Origin of the sequence: Denitrobaculum tricleocarpae (assembly GCF_007004665.1) — a bacterium.
In the GTDB taxonomy this organism is placed as follows: Bacteria; Pseudomonadota; Alphaproteobacteria; order Kiloniellales; family Kiloniellaceae; genus Denitrobaculum; species Denitrobaculum tricleocarpae.
In genome coordinates this window covers 80,634-94,623 of sequence record NZ_ML660053.1, presented here as the reverse complement: position 1 = coordinate 94,623, position 13,990 = coordinate 80,634, and the positions used below count along the sequence as shown (strand labels likewise).

Annotated in this window: 13 protein-coding genes, 1 tRNA gene and 1 riboswitch; of the genes, 6 read left to right on the top strand and 8 right to left on the bottom strand. The window is 58.4% G+C overall.

Annotation, left to right across the window (positions count from 1 at the left end; translation table 11 throughout):
- Positions 1-137 precede the first annotated feature (137 nt).
- The 7 genes from glcF to cpdR form a co-directional block, all read right to left on the bottom strand.
- Positions 138-1,445: a glycolate oxidase subunit GlcF gene (gene glcF / locus FKG95_RS05255; protein ID WP_142895290.1), complete on the bottom strand. Its 1,308-nt coding sequence runs from the start codon at positions 1,443-1,445 to the stop codon at positions 138-140.
- Between the two features lie 78 nt (positions 1,446-1,523).
- Positions 1,524-2,789, bottom strand: coding sequence for an FAD-binding protein (locus FKG95_RS05250; RefSeq protein WP_142895289.1), 1,266 nt, complete (start codon positions 2,787-2,789; stop codon positions 1,524-1,526).
- A 3-nt stretch (positions 2,790-2,792) separates the two neighbouring features.
- Entirely contained in the window at positions 2,793-4,280 is a 1,488-nt protein-coding gene (locus FKG95_RS05245) for an FAD-linked oxidase C-terminal domain-containing protein (protein ID WP_142895288.1), read from the bottom strand.
- A gap of 447 nt (positions 4,281-4,727) precedes the next feature.
- The gene (gene ykgO, locus FKG95_RS05240; RefSeq protein ID WP_142895287.1) at positions 4,728-4,853 is read right to left on the bottom strand and encodes a type B 50S ribosomal protein L36; all 126 of its coding nucleotides are present in this window, start codon (positions 4,851-4,853) and stop codon (positions 4,728-4,730) included.
- Positions 4,854-4,984: 131 nt separating this feature from the next.
- Positions 4,985-5,950: an SAM-dependent methyltransferase gene (locus FKG95_RS05235; RefSeq protein ID WP_142895286.1), complete on the bottom strand. Its 966-nt coding sequence runs from the start codon at positions 5,948-5,950 to the stop codon at positions 4,985-4,987.
- Between the two features lie 308 nt (positions 5,951-6,258).
- Positions 6,259-6,333 (bottom strand) — tRNA-Val (locus FKG95_RS05230).
- Between the two features lie 323 nt (positions 6,334-6,656).
- On the bottom strand, positions 6,657-7,016 hold the full coding sequence (gene cpdR, locus FKG95_RS05225; RefSeq protein ID WP_142895285.1) for a cell cycle two-component system response regulator CpdR: 360 nt from the start codon (positions 7,014-7,016) through the stop codon (positions 6,657-6,659).
- Between the two features lie 343 nt (positions 7,017-7,359).
- Here cpdR and FKG95_RS05220 point away from each other — a divergent pair, with 343 nt between their 5' ends.
- The 5 genes from FKG95_RS05220 (at position 7,360) to FKG95_RS05200 (ending at position 11,841) form a co-directional block, all read left to right on the top strand.
- Positions 7,360-8,238, top strand: coding sequence for an N-formylglutamate amidohydrolase (locus FKG95_RS05220; RefSeq protein WP_246116693.1), 879 nt, complete (start codon positions 7,360-7,362; stop codon positions 8,236-8,238).
- Between the two features lie 24 nt (positions 8,239-8,262).
- On the top strand, positions 8,263-8,826 hold the full coding sequence (locus FKG95_RS05215; protein ID WP_142895283.1) for a GNAT family N-acetyltransferase: 564 nt from the start codon (positions 8,263-8,265) through the stop codon (positions 8,824-8,826).
- Between the two features lie 518 nt (positions 8,827-9,344).
- On the top strand, positions 9,345-10,040 hold the full coding sequence (locus FKG95_RS05210) for a transglycosylase SLT domain-containing protein (protein WP_179953938.1): 696 nt from the start codon (positions 9,345-9,347) through the stop codon (positions 10,038-10,040).
- Between the two features lie 131 nt (positions 10,041-10,171).
- Positions 10,172-11,338 carry an aminotransferase class V-fold PLP-dependent enzyme gene (locus FKG95_RS05205; RefSeq protein WP_218940076.1) on the top strand — a complete coding sequence of 389 codons (1,167 nt, stop codon included), beginning with the start codon at positions 10,172-10,174 and terminating at the stop codon, positions 11,336-11,338.
- A 257-nt stretch (positions 11,339-11,595) separates the two neighbouring features.
- Positions 11,596-11,841 carry a hypothetical protein gene (locus FKG95_RS05200; protein ID WP_142895280.1) on the top strand — a complete coding sequence of 82 codons (246 nt, stop codon included), beginning with the start codon at positions 11,596-11,598 and terminating at the stop codon, positions 11,839-11,841.
- 160 nt (positions 11,842-12,001) lie between these two features.
- Here the strand turns inward: FKG95_RS05200 and FKG95_RS05195 are convergent, their stop codons facing one another.
- Entirely contained in the window at positions 12,002-12,874 is an 873-nt protein-coding gene (locus FKG95_RS05195) for an HTD2 family dehydratase (protein ID WP_142895279.1), read from the bottom strand.
- Positions 12,875-13,053: 179 nt separating this feature from the next.
- On the opposite strand from FKG95_RS05195, the gene FKG95_RS05190 reads away from it, so the two are divergent.
- Positions 13,054-13,743 carry a class I SAM-dependent methyltransferase gene (locus FKG95_RS05190; protein ID WP_142895278.1) on the top strand — a complete coding sequence of 230 codons (690 nt, stop codon included), beginning with the start codon at positions 13,054-13,056 and terminating at the stop codon, positions 13,741-13,743.
- 30 nt (positions 13,744-13,773) lie between these two features.
- Positions 13,774-13,989, top strand: a riboswitch (cobalamin riboswitch).
- The last annotated feature ends 1 nt before the right edge of the window (position 13,990 follow it).

The following is a 13,990-nucleotide window of genomic DNA, read 5'->3' as shown; positions in this document are numbered from 1 at the left end:
CTAAAACATGTGAACCCGCTCTACATCATATAATAAGAGCAGATTCACCGGTACGACGGATCGCCGAAGGCGATTCCATCTAAACCGGATCTGCTCTAGTCCCTGCCGGCAAACAGCCGATCGAGCAACTGGAAGACCTAGTGGAGGAGCGTTTCATGCCCCTCGAGCGCTTTGGGCAAAGGCCCACCCGTTGCCCAATCAAGGAGCTGAACGGTGTGCAGGATAGGGATATCGGTGCCGCCACCAATGTGTGTGATACAGCCGAGATTGCCGGCGGCGATAATGTCGGGTTTGCTGCGCTCGATATTGCCGATCTTGCGTTCCTTGAGTTTTTGAGAAATTTCCGGCTGCATCACGTTGTAAGTTCCCGCCCAGCCGCAGCAGAGATGGGATTCGCCGATCGCGGTGACTTCGAATCCCGCGGTTTTCAGCAGCGACTTCGGCTGCTCCACAACCTTCTGCCCGTGCTGCATGGAACAGGCGGCGTGGTAGGCGACCCTCGCCTTGGGTTGGCGCTCAGGTGTCTGCAGTCCCAGATCGAGCATGACCTCGGAGATATCTTTCGCCAGACCGGCTATTGTCTCTGCGGCCGCGCGCCAGTCCGGATCGTCCCGTAGCATGAAGCCGTAGTCCTTTACCGTCGTCCCGCAGCCGGATGCATTGATCACAATCGCATCCAGCCCCTCACCGTCAATCTCTCGCATCCAGGCTTCCACGTTGGCGCGCGCGGCGACAAGCGCCTGGGCCTCGCGTCCCATATGCAGGGTGAGAGATCCGCAACAACCGGCTCCCTTCGCCACCACAACCTCGACCCCATGCCGGGTCAGCAGGCGGATGGTCGCCTCGTTGATCTGTGGATCAAGAACCGGCTGGGCACAGCCGGACAGCAGTGCGACACGGGCCCGGCGGGTGCCCTCTGCGGGAAAGATCTGTGGGTGGTCAACCGAACTGCGCGCGGGAATTGACGTCGGCGCAGCCTTGACCAGGCCCTTAAGCCGTCCGGGCAATAAAGCCGCAAAAGGTTTTGCAAACCAGGCGCCGATCAAACTGAGCCGAAAGAGCGTTGGTGACGGCAGGGTTGTTGCCAGCATCGAGCGCAGCAAGCGCTCGCCCAAGGGCCGCCTGTATGTCTCCTCGATGTGCTTACGGGCATGGTCGACTAGATGCATGTAGTGAACGCCCGAAGGGCAGGTCGTCATGCAGGAGAGGCAGGAGAGGCAGCGATCGATATGCTTTGCAACCTTCGCCGAAGCCGGGCGGTCGTTCTCCAGCATGTCCTTGATCAGATAAATCCGCCCGCGGGGCGAATCCAGCTCATCCCCCAGCAGGGTGTAAGTCGGACACGTGGCGGTACAGAAGCCGCAATGCACGCAGTTGCGCAGAATTTTCTCCGACTCGGCGACGCCTGAGTCGGCCAATTGAGCCAGAGTAAAGTTCGTTTGCACTTAGCGTTCCGTTCCTATTTCGCTACAGGCCGTCAGCCCGGATCAAGTGAAGTAAAGAAAGTGTTTGCGCCCCGAATCTCAAACCCCGGCATACATGCGGCCCGGGTTCATGATGCCGTGCGGATCGAAGCTCTTTTTCACCCGGCTGCTGAGCGCGGCAATGCCCAGATCGAGTGGCTGGAAGACCGCGATCCGGTTGCGCAGATCGGCGGACGCCCGGATGAGAGTCGCGTGCCCTCCGAACGGGGCAAGCGCATTGCGCACCGCTTCATGCCGGGCCTCGTCTTGTTCCGGCAGCGCCAACCAGATCAGGCCTCCACTCCAGTCGAAGAAGTACTTCACGCTTGCGGCATGCTCGCCCAGAGACGTTTTCAGACACGTGATGTAGTCCGCCCCGCGTGCAGGCGGTAGCGATATCCGCCAGACTGCGTCACGCTCGATCGAGAGATCCTGGTCGGTAAGAGCGAATGGAATTACATCCCGGATAAAGGCCCAAAGCGACAGGGAGTTATGACTGTGCAGCTCCTCCGTCTCAGCCTGACCGGAGAGCTCCTTGCGCAAGGCGGCGCAGCGGTGCTTGACCGACGGCCCGGGCCCCTCGACACGGATCGCCGTCACGGACTGCGCATCGGGGAAGTGACTGGACCCGAAGTCCTGCGCGACTGCTGCGGGCAGGTGTGCCGCCGCCGAGACCTCATGCGAGGACCCCATGGCTTGCGTCATGGCAATCACTGCCTGCGCATCGTCCAGTCCGAAGAGGAGGACGCTGCGCGTCTTTTCCGGCGCCGGCAGGACTTTTACGGTGACATCCGTCAACGCGGACAGAGTTCCGTAAGCGCCCGCATGAAGTTTCATCAGATCATATCCAGTGACATTCTTCACAACCCGACCGCCGGCCTGAAAGATTTCCCCTCGCCCGGAAATACCCTTTAATCCAAGGAAATGATCCCGTGCCGCGCCGGATTTAATACGCCGAGGGCCGGCCAGATTGCAGGATACAACCCCACCCAAGCTGCCGGACGGTCCCCTTTCCCGGGCCAAGCCACTCAGAAGCGGACCGTAGTCGGCAGGTTCGAAAGCGAGATATTGGTTTTGCTCAGCCAGGGCCGCTTCGATTTCCGCCATCGGTGTCCCTGCTTTCGCGGAGAGGACCAGTTCATCGGGTTCATAGAGCGTGATGCCGGTCAGGGCCGAGAGATCCAGACTGTACTCGGTCTGAGTGGGACGTCCCAGCACGGCTTTACTCCCCCGCCCCAGAACTTCAATCGGTGTATTCTCTGCGGCAGCCCAACTGACGATCTCGCCGACCTGCTCGATCGAGTCGGGTTTAAATCTATCGCCCATCCCTCAGAACCTCGGCAATTCTGGGAAAGGGAGCTGTCCGCGAGAGATATGCATGCGCCCCAGTTCGGCGCAGCGATGAAGCTGAGGAAAGACTTTGCCGGGATTGAGCAACGCATCGGGATCGAATGCGCATTTGACGCGCTGCTGCTGTTTGAGATCAATGTCGGAGAACATATCGGGCATGAGATCGCGCTTCTCGACCCCGACGCCATGTTCGCCGGTCAGCACGCCGCCGACCTCGACACAGAGGCGCAGAATGTCAGATCCGAAGTCCTCGGCTTTCTGCAACTCCCCCTCTTTGTTGGCGTCATAGAGAATGAGGGGATGCAGGTTGCCGTCTCCCGCGTGAAAGACGTTGGCCACGCCGAGTTGATAGTGCTCGCTCATCTCGCGCATCCGGCGCAGAACATGCGGTAGCTGGTTCCTTGGGATGGTGCCGTCCATGCAGTAGTAATCGGGCGAAATCCGCCCAACCGCCGGAAAGGCCGCCTTGCGCCCGGCCCAAAACCGCATACGTTCCTCTTCCGATTCGCTGACCCGCTTGGTTACCGCCCCTTTCGCGTCGGCCAGCCCGGAAACTGTCTCGATCAGATGATCCACCTCAGCCTTGGGACCATCGAGCTCGACGATCAGCAAGGCTTCGACGTCCAGAGGATAGCCCGCATGAACAAAGTCTTCCGCGGCGTGGATGGCCGGCCGGTCCATCATTTCCATACCGCCCGGAACAATTCCCGCAGCAATAATCGCAGCGACCAGTTCGCCCGCCGCTTCGCTGCTGGAAAAACCGAGGAGGAGCGCCCGCGCCGTTTCAGGTTTCTTGAGCAGACGAACGGTGACTTCCGTGACCACGCCCAGCAAACCCTCGGACCCGGTCATCAGACCCAGAAGATCATACCCCTCGGAATCTAAGTGTTTTCCACCAATCCGCAGGACCGTACCATCGATCAGCACCATCTCCAGGCCGAGCAGATTGTTCGTGGTCAACCCGTATTTGAGGCAATGGACGCCGCCTGAATTTTCAGCGACGTTCCCTCCGATTGTACAGGCAATCTGACTGGAAGGATCTGGTGCGTAATAGAAACCCTCGTCTTCAACCGCCTTGGTAATGCCAAGGTTGGTGACCCCCGGCTGGACCACCGCACAGCGGTTATCGAAATCGACCTCAAGAATCTGATTGAACTTTCCAAGGCCCAGAATGATGCCGTCCGCCAGAGGAAGGGCGCCCCCTGACAACGAGGTTCCTGCGCCGCGCGGCACGACCTTGATACCCTCTTCGTGGCAGAATTTCAGGACTTGGCTGACTTGTTCCGTTGTCTCGGGCAAAACAGCAATCAGTGGTGGCTGTTTATAGGCCGTAAGGCCATCGCTCTCGTAGACCCTCAGCTCGTCTTCATCCGCGATGACACCCTCGCCGGGCACGATTTCACGAAGCTTCGTGACGAGTTCCCGCTTGCGCGAAATCATCGCCTGATCAGGATCGGGCATCAGCATGGCAACGGTCTCCTCCCCAGTTCACACTTTATTTCTGCTGCCTGTCCCGGTCTTCGCGCGGTATCTGTAGCGAGATGATGCGTTCAAACCCCGGAGGGAACCACAGCTTTGAAAGCCTTTGCCAGCCCTTCACGGCTGATCGTTTGGCACCCATTCGACGGGCCTTTTCGAATGCTAGCCGAATTCTGCAACGGCGCACTCAAAAACCGGTTCGCCTAAATTGGTAATACCAATTTATCTGAATATGGTACCTGGCCAGCTGAGGGTCAATCCCAAGCTCGGATTCAAGCGGCCGCATTTCAGGCGATATGTGAGAGGGAGTCGCGCACAAACGGCTCACGGCCGCCGTCACCCGCGCAGCACAAAGCAAAGCCGCGCTCTGATAAGAGCGCGGCTTTGCTGGAAGATAGAAGGCCGGTGCAGACAGCAGCCAGCCTTAAGAAGACCTTAGCCCTGGCGAGCTTTAAAGCGCGGGTTCTTTTTGTTGATCACGTAGACGCGTCCACGGCGGCGCACAACGCGGCAACCCTTTTCCCGCAGTTTTGCGGTCTTCAACGAATTAACGACTTTCATAATCCTGTCCTCGGCATATTGAGCCCGTGGTTTCGGGCCACCGGAAAGCGCCGGGAAAGTACGGAACGCCCCCCGCTCTGTCAACCACTGGAGTTACTGTGAATGCAATAAAGCCAGAATCTCTTTGTATTCTACCAATCAGAAAGCAGATTACCCTGTTTCTTAAGGCCATAGATCCGGCAAACCCGCAAGTCGCCGCTCTCGAAGGCCTTGACGCGCCTGGCCCACAATTCCGCCTCGGTCACCACAGTCGCCGCCATCTGTTCGCTCACACCCTCCTGAGAAGCGGAGGCCAGATAATCGGCCCAGCCTTTCATCACGAGCACGCGAAAGTTGTCGGTGATATCCTCGGTAATCCGAATCTCGATCTTCTGTCGCGAAAGCGCGGTATCGTAGTCCTTGACACTCCAGAGGTGAGGTGTGACGGGCTCCGCTTCGGCCCAGGCTTTCAACGCCTTGGGGTCCTTGACCTGCTCGGCCTTCACGAAATCAGTGAAAAGAAACTGCCCGCGATCCTTCAAGGCATCACCAATAACGCCCAGAAGCTCGGTCTTCTTTTTGACCGTAAAGAAGCTTTCCTTCGAGTAGATGCAGTCGCAGGACATCTCTTTGTATTCGAAGTTTTCCGGGTCAAAGGTGGCGATCGGCGCTTTCTTCGCCAGACCGGCCATGGTGGAGAGTTCCATGCCCGCCTCGGCAAACACGCGGTCGGCCTCAAACGCCGTTACCCACACTCCGAAGTGCTCTGCCATGACCCGGCTTGCGCCGCCAAGGCCGGAGCCAAGCTCCAGAACGCTCATGGCAGGCGTCAAAGCGAAGGGCTTAAGCATCTCAATGATGTAATCGGCGTCACCGGGGGAAGAAAACCCCTCGCCCCACACGTCTTGAACCAGTTGGACCCGCGAGGATTCCCAAACGTGCTCATCGGCCCGGACGTCGTGCTCCTTTGCGACGGTGGGCGCCTTGGCTTTCTGGACGACGGCCAGCTCATAGCCTTCCCACCACGCCTTTATCCGCGCGAACAGCGTAATTTTCGCCTTAGGAGATTGACTGGCGGAAGCGACCATTAAAATACCCGAATCAAGCCGAGCGCTCATTCCCCCGGCTTCGCAATAAGGTTAACTTACGCGGATATAGTAAAAACGTTGTTAATTCCTGGTTGAAAAGCCGGTATGTTTCTGCAGCCGCACACTAATCATTAGAGTTACAACTAAAGGCAGAGTTGCGCAGTTAAGTCTTGTTGAAAAACAAGCACTCCAGCCGTGCGCCCTTTACTTCCAGCATCAAGACACATCTACTTGTGCACGCACAGTCGGCGGGGAAATCCGGACCGCTTGATAGAGAGGAGTTTCCGCCGCCGCGCCGACCAACTCGGTTCGACGCTAACGACAAGATTTCGGGATAATGGTGGGCGTACCTGGGATTGAACCAGGGACCTCCTCGATGTCAACGAGGCGCTCTCCCGCTGAGCTATACGCCCTTTTCGAGGACTGGCGCGGATCAATCCGTCGCCTCGACCCGCCAAATCGGGCCGCCTCTGAAGATCTAACGCCGCTATGCAACGTTGATGGGCGGCGAAGTACCATCCTCAGAATGCTTTTGCAAGCCCTAGATCGGATCAAATCAGACGTAATCGACCAAGTCGATTTATCACCCAAGTCAATCCAGGCCATGCACAGCAAGAGATACGAGAATCCTCTCGTTTTGTCCCCGTCGAGAGAAACCGCGCGCGTTTCTCCGGGCGCGATTCGAAAGCTGCTGGTATTCGGAGGAGAGAGACAAAAAAACCGGGACAGAGGGCGCTCAGGCACTCAGCATGACGTCAATCTGGTCGACCAGTTCGCGAAGATGGAACGGCTTCGACAAAACACGCGCGCCCTTGGGAGCCTGATCCCGATTCTTGAGAGCTACCGCCGCAAAGCCCGTAATGAACATAACCTTGATGCCAGGTTGTTCCTGAGCAGCGCGCCGCGCGAGCTCAATTCCATCGAGTCCCGGCATGACGACGTCTGCCAGCAAAAGATCGACAGGCGATTGAGTGAGGCTTTCCATGGCATCAAGACCGTCGCCGACCGCCTCAACCTCGTGCCCGGCGCGCCGAAGAGCCTTCGCCAAAAAGTCCCGCATGGAGTCGTCGTCTTCTGCCAATAAAATCTGCGCCATCGTGCCCTGCGTCGTTCGCCATCTCTTGTCGCCCTAGGCGGAAGCCGCCAGAACGTGGTTAACTCGGGGTTAAGCTGAAGCGGCACCTCAAGATGTGAGCATACCAACAGACCAACGTCAGCGTAACCTATGTCATATCTGCTAAGTAGTCTTTAACATACGGCCGGAACGCAAAGCTATCCGGTGAGCCTGAATAAGCATGGACAGGGCTTTCTTGGCAATCCTTTGCTTAAGAAAGTTTAAGTTCAGACAGGCCACACTGATAAAAATCGGGCGTCAATACACAGGCTGAAAATTGGTTCGACGTACAAGATCAGACACCTTCCTCCCACGTTCGGATGACTTGAACGTCGCGCGCCGGCATAGAATCCTGGCACCCAAGACGCAAACACTCCCTCTGGTCTTCTCGTCGCCGCACAGCGGCTGCGACTACCCGACCGACTTTATTGCGAAGTCGCGCCTGGACCCCACCACTTTGCGCCGTTCGGAAGACAGCTTCGTCGACGAACTCTTCAGCGCTGCGCCGGAGTGCGGCGCGCCGCTTGTTGCTGCAGATTTTCCCCGCGCTTATGTGGACGTGAACCGCGAGCCCTATGAGCTCGACCCGGCCATGTTCGATGAGGCTTTACCCGCCTTTGTCAACACACACTCTCCACGCATCGCGGCAGGTCTGGGCACGATCGCCCGCGTGGTCGCCAGCGGCGTTGACATCTACCGAGGCAAGCTGACCTTCGCCGAGGTCGAGCAGCGTATTCAGCAATGCTACTATCCCTATCATGCCGCACTGCGATACTTGATCGAGCAGACCCTGGCCCGATTCGGCTACTGCATTATGATCGATTGCCACTCCATGCCCTCGCTCTCAACACTCACCGGCGGTCCGGGGAATGCAAATCGAATCGATTTTGTTCTGGGCGATCACCATGGCGAGAGCTGTGACCCGGCCATAACCGGAGCCGCAGCGGCCCTGCTCCGCAGCTGCGGCTATCAGGTCGGCCTCAACAAGCCCTATGCCGGGGGATTCATCACCACCCACTATGGGCGCCCGGCCGATGGCGTTCACGTTTTGCAGATTGAGATTTCGCGCGACATCTACATGGATGAGGCCAGTCTGCAGCGTGGTCCCGGCCTGAAACGTCTGGCCGCTGAGATCCGAATCCTGATCCAGCGGTTGGGCGCTCTTGACCCAGGCTCGCTCACCCCCGTGCTTGCAGCCGAATAGCACAATCCCTCCGGAAAGCCGAAAATGTCCGAAGCACCGTCCCGTCAGCCTGTCGTCCGTGACGCAAAGTTGGAAGACTTGCCAAGCGTGCAGGAGATATACGCCCGGCACGTCCTGACCGGCCTGGCTTCCTTTGAGGAAAACCCGCCTGATCTGGCTGAAATGACCCGGCGCTTTGAAGCAACCCAGGCAAGCGGCCTGCCATTCCTGGTCGCGGAGAATGACGGTAAGATCACCGGTTACAGCTATGCTGGCCCTTACCGCCCCCGCCCGGCCTATCGCTTCTGCCTGGAGAATTCGGTTTATGTCGACGCCGAAGCGGTTGGACAGGGTGTCGGTTCAGCTTTAATGGCCGCATTGATCCGCCGCTGCGAGGAGCTCGGCTACCGGCAGCTGATCGCGGTCATCGGCGACAGCGCCAACCACGCCTCTATCCGTCTTCATGAAAAGCACGGCTTCACCCGCGCCGGACTGCTCAAGTCCATCGGCTTCAAATTCGGCCGCTGGGTCGACAGCGTCACGATGCAGCGCCCCATTGGCGAGGGGGACGAGAGCTTGCCGGGTGAGCGAGGGGACAAGCCCACATAAGGTCATCTGTTGACCGAGAGCGCGCGATTAACGGGGGTCAAAGCCGCAGAACCGAGCAGGCGAAAAAAAAAGGCCGTGCAATTGCACGGCCCAAGTTTAGGGAGGAAACGCCCTATGGGCGTGCGGGGGATCAAGAGCGGGCGCCCTCGATCCATGCCGCACTGCACAATATGATAATCCGGGCGAAAAATGCAATGGTAATTTTCCATCTCATTGAATTTTATTACGATATTTCCAATAAGGTTAATCAATCTTAACGATCTGACCGAGTCTCCATTGCAGCGCACGCATTGAATAAATCTCCTCTGAAACGCGATTTTTCCGTTCACGCAGACACGGTTTTTTGAAAGAAAATTTCTGGCATGCGGATTGCTCGTGAGTCACGACAAGGAGTGACCGTGATGAATTGCCATGTGACCCAAGCACAGCAGCTATGCAGCAGGCCAGCTGAAGACCGAATCCACCGCTGCGACCGACCCTTGCGGTCACATATCGCAGGGCTGGCCGGATCAGTCCTTTTGGTTCTGACCCTTTGGATCACGGATTCCGCCCCTCTAGAGGCCGCCGGCGCGGGTCGAATCGACGATGCCTGGTCACTCTGTCCAAGGCACATTCGCGCGGCAGAGCAGCGACATCAGTTACCCCCGCATCTACTGACGGCAATCTCAAAAGTCGAGTCGGGCCACTGGGACCCCAAGACCAAGGCAAATCTTGCCTGGCCCTGGACGGTCATGGCGGAGGGAAAAGGGCGATATCTGCCCAGCAAGACGGCGGCGCTGGCCGAAGTGCGGAAACTGCAGGCCAGGGGAATCAAAAACATCGACGTGGGCTGCATGCAGATCAATCTGCACTACCACCCCGACGCCTTTGAAAATCTGGAGCAGGCCTTTGACCCAAAGCACAACACGGCATACGCTGCCTCCTTCCTGAGCCGACTCCGCAGGAACGCGGGCTCCTGGACCCATGCGATCGGTGACTACCATTCGAAAACAATCTCCTTTGCCCGCCTTTACCGCCTGAAGGTCTTCAAAGCCTGGCGCGCTGAACGTCACGCCGAAAACAGGCGACTGCGCGATGCCCGGAAGAAGCAAATCGAGCACCAAAAACGGCTGAGGCAGCAAGCCTCGGCGCGCCTTCTATCTGCCCGACAAAGCGAACCCGGTGGAAAAAGCGCCGGTTCCGCAGCTTCCTCGTCCGCGGGCATCTGGCGATGAATAGGCGGCTGTTCGCCGCAAAACCCTGCCCTTCCCTGCAGCGCAGGCAGCTGAACAAGATCGGTCTGTAACGGCGCCGCGTTTTATGTCATTACCGCTGCCAGCCAATGCAGTCAGTAAGCGAGCATAAAATGGATATCAGCCGCGCACGTTCTGAAACCCCGGGATGCAGTGAAGTCATTCATTTCAACAACGCGGGCGCGGCCCTCATGCCCCAGGCGGTGATCGATGCCCAAATCGAGCACCTGCAGCTGGAAGCGCGGATTGGCGGTTACGAGGCGGCAGAGGTGGCGCGTGACCGCGTCGCCGCGTGTTACACCTCTATCGCGCGGCTTCTGAACTGCAGTTCCGCAGAAATTGCCCTGGTGGAAAACGCCACCGTGGGCTGGTGTCTCGCTTTTTATGCGGTTGATCTAAAGGCAGGCGACCGCATCCTGACCACTGAGGCGGAGTATTCGAGCAACTACATCAACTACCTGAAGGTCGCTCGTGACAGGGGCGCAGTGATCGACGTGGTGCCGAGTGACGGCAGCGGGCAACTCGACATCGAAGCCTTGGAGCGGATGATTGACGGTAAGGTCAAGCTGATCGCCATCACGCATGTGCCGACCAATGGCGGACTGGTGAATCCGGCGGCCGAAGTCGGCAGGATTGCGCGGAACCACGGCATCCTCTATCTGCTGGACGCCTGTCAGTCACCGGGTCAGATCGCCTTGGATGTGGAAGCGATCGGCTGCGATTTCCTCTCGGCCACCGGCCGGAAATATCTGCGCGGCCCCCGGGGCAGCGGATTTCTATACGTCCGCAAAGCCCTGCTTGAGACGATCGAGCCCCCGATGCTGGATAATCATGCGGCGGTCTGGACCGCCCGGGACCGCTTTGAACTGCGTCCGGACGCGCGGCGCTTTGAAAACTGGGAGTTCAACTATGCCGCCGTGCTCGGGTTGGGCGCGGCTGTGGACTACGCTCTCTCCTGGGGTCTCGATGCCATCGAGGAACGTGTGATCTCCCTGGCAGGCTCTCTGCGCACCGCGCTCGAGGAAATTCCCGGCGTTACGACCACTGACATCGGCGCAAGCAAATGCGGAATCGTAACCTTCACAAAGGATGGGCTGGAAGCCCCTGATGTTTGCGCGGCGCTGCGAAAACAGGACATCAATGTCTCCAACTCAACTGTAAAATCAACCCGGATCGATATGGAACGGCGCGGTCTGAGCGATATCCTTCGCGCCAGCGTCCACTATTACAATACCGATCAGGAGATCAAACGCCTTTGCGCCGCAGTCGCCGCCTTATGACTCTCGGGTCCTGCGTCAAGGGATTGCCTTGAGGCTAAGCTGTTGAACGCGGTGGGCTTTCGCCGACCAGCTTAAATCCGCGCAGCGCAGGCGGCTCCCGTGGACCGCCTACACCGCAAAAACCACGACACGAAACCGCCAAGTTTCAGCCACATTCGCAGCCGGGATTTGACTGTTTTCCATCACGATAATCGCACAACAATCCAGGCCGGGTTTGGGGCAGTGTGACGTCAGTTAAAGCCTGACGGAGTGAAGTCATGAAAGCCCTGCGCCTGGCACTGATCCTCTCACTCGCACCTCTTGGAGGTGCAGTGGCCGGACAGTGTGAAGACGACTTAGCCATCGTCGACTCGGCTCTGGCCGCGAGCCCGGCCGTCGAAACGGAAGAGCTCTTGAGGGTGCAAGAGCTCCGCAACGAAGCCGCGGAAGACGCGGCGGCAGGCAACAAAGAAAACTGCGTGGTCAAACTGACCGAAGCAAAGGCTATTTTGAAGGTGCAATGACCCTATAGCTGCCGTCTACAGCGCGCGGCGAGAAACTTCGCCGCAGATCCGCTGGTGACTATTGCCAAGGCCGATATTCACCAAAGCATTTTACCCAGATCCTCCCTGAACTTGCCGATGGTTGCGCTCCCCTGCGCATCCATCGTTTTTTTTGCCGGTTTCAGACTTCGAAGCCGGCCGATCCCTCCATTGCAAGCATGCCGGCAGAATCGGCAACCCAGACCGCGGCGGCACTTCCTTCACGTGCCCCGGCCACTGTGAAAGCAGAGGTATCGAAGACCGGACGTCGCGCGGCAAAGGTAAAGTCTGTGACCCTGGCGGCAGGCATCAGACGCCGAACTTGGTCCAGCATCAGCGTTGCCAGCAGCGGACCATGCACGACAAGGCCCGGATAGCCCTCCTGACCCATGACATAGTCCCGGTCGTAGTGGATGCGATGACTGTTCCAGGTCAACGCGGAATAGCGGAACAGCAGCACAGGATCCGGTGTTAGCTTCCGGCTCCAGTCCGCTTCTTGAGGTGCTGTTCCGCCTTCAGGCAGCGCGTCATCCCTTTTGGCAGCCTCCCGATAGACCACGTCCATTTCCTCGTCGACGCAAAGCTGATCCTTCTGAAACACTTCGTGCCGCAGCGTGACAAAGCAAAGGCGCCCTGACCGTCCCTGCTTTTCCGAAATTTTGAGAATTGTGGAACGCCGGGTTGCTTCTGCACCGATCCGCAACTCAGCCGGAAAGGAAATGCGGCTTCCGGCCCACATGATCCGGGGCAGATCCACGGGCGGAAGCATACCGGCACCGATCGCCAGTCCGTCCGGACCGAGCTCAGAGTTCCTGGTCTGCTCCCAAAAATATGCCCAGTGCCAGAGCGGCGGCAGGGCATCTCCCGGCTCCAATGGCGGGAAAGGATCGTCCAAGGTGGCCTGTAGCCGGCGCGCACGCGCGCCATCAATCACGTCATCTTGCGTCTGACTGCGCCCTATCCAGCCGTCCAGGCCAGTGTCACCATCAGAAGGAAGTTCGTTTTCGCTCGTCATGCCGGTTCTGTTCCTTCTGGTTCCATCCAGATTGCCTGCGGCGAAGTCTTGCGCAACCGGCAACCAACCCCAGCTTTACAGCAAGAGCCGGGCAACTTTAAAACCTTATTCCGGAACGGCAGCAGGTCCGCACGGCGATCATTCGATCAGACCCTGCGACCGATAAGAATGGACGTCCTATGAAACATGCGCCCCGAAAACACACGGCCGTGATGCGCGGCACCCTTCCTCTCAAGGAACAGCGGGTGCTTGATGTCGGCTGCGGCAGCGGCGGACTGGTCCGCTTCATGACGCGGGAGGGTGCGCGTGTCACCGGTCTGGACACATCGGAGAAGCAACTCGCGCGCGCCCGCGACGCCGATGGCGCCGGTGACGAAGACTACATATCCGGTGTGGCAGAGGATCTACCCTTCGAGGCCGGGATATTCGACGCGGTCGTCTTCTTCAACTCGCTGCATCATGTACCGGTCGAGCACCAGGCAACGGCCCTGCGCGAAGCGCTGCGGGTTCTGCGGTCCGGTGGTGAGATTTATGTCCTGGAACCCCTGGCGGAAGGCGCCTTTTTCGAAATGATGCGCCCGATCGAGGACGAAACCGATGTTCGAGCCAGCGCCTACGAAGCGCTCCTGAACGCAGCCAACACATCCGGGGTCTGCGAACACAGGGAGCTGAGCTACGAAGCGCCCCTGAGTTACGAAAGCTTCGAAGCCTGCCGGAATGAAATGATCGCGGTGGATGAAAGCCGCCGTCCGGCCATCGAGGCGCAGGGTGACAATCTGCGTATCGCCTTTGAATCCGCCGCAGAATTTGAAGAGGGCGCCTACCGCTTCGCCTCACCCAGCCGTCTCAACCTGCTTCGAAAAGCATGATTGATTGACATTTGTGCAATGCAGCGTAATCTGGAAGCTCGCTGTGTTGGTTCCCCTTCGCTGGGGATTAAAACGGGAATTCGGTGTTGTTTTCTCTCTGAAACCTGAGAAAACCAATCCGAAGCTGCCCCCGCAACTGTAAGCGGAGAGCGTTCGCCAGGTTAAGACCACTGGAATTCATCTGGGAAGGTCGGCGAGACGCTAGGATCCGTGAGCCAGGAGACCTGCCAACACCTGTAACAACCAT

What these genes read in the sequence shown, in the direction of transcription:
- FKG95_RS05250 (WP_142895289.1), bottom strand. Translation starts at nt 2,789, where the DNA reads ATGGGCGATAGATTTAAACCCGACTCGATCGAGCAGGTCGGCGAGATC.
- FKG95_RS05245 (WP_142895288.1), bottom strand. Translation starts at nt 4,280, where the DNA reads ATGCTGATGCCCGATCCTGATCAGGCGATGATTTCGCGCAAGCGGGAA.
- ykgO (WP_142895287.1), bottom strand. Translation starts at nt 4,853, where the DNA reads ATGAAAGTCGTTAATTCGTTGAAGACCGCAAAACTGCGGGAAAAGGGT.
- FKG95_RS05235 (WP_142895286.1), bottom strand. Translation starts at nt 5,950, where the DNA reads ATGAGCGCTCGGCTTGATTCGGGTATTTTAATGGTCGCTTCCGCCAGT.
- cpdR (WP_142895285.1), bottom strand. Translation starts at nt 7,016, where the DNA reads ATGGCGCAGATTTTATTGGCAGAAGACGACGACTCCATGCGGGACTTT.
- FKG95_RS05215 (WP_142895283.1), top strand. Translation starts at nt 8,263, where the DNA reads ATGTCCGAAGCACCGTCCCGTCAGCCTGTCGTCCGTGACGCAAAGTTG.
- FKG95_RS05205 (WP_218940076.1), top strand. Translation starts at nt 10,172, where the DNA reads ATGGATATCAGCCGCGCACGTTCTGAAACCCCGGGATGCAGTGAAGTC.
- FKG95_RS05200 (WP_142895280.1), top strand. Translation starts at nt 11,596, where the DNA reads ATGAAAGCCCTGCGCCTGGCACTGATCCTCTCACTCGCACCTCTTGGA.
- FKG95_RS05195 (WP_142895279.1), bottom strand. Translation starts at nt 12,874, where the DNA reads ATGACGAGCGAAAACGAACTTCCTTCTGATGGTGACACTGGCCTGGAC.
- FKG95_RS05190 (WP_142895278.1), top strand. Translation starts at nt 13,054, where the DNA reads ATGAAACATGCGCCCCGAAAACACACGGCCGTGATGCGCGGCACCCTT.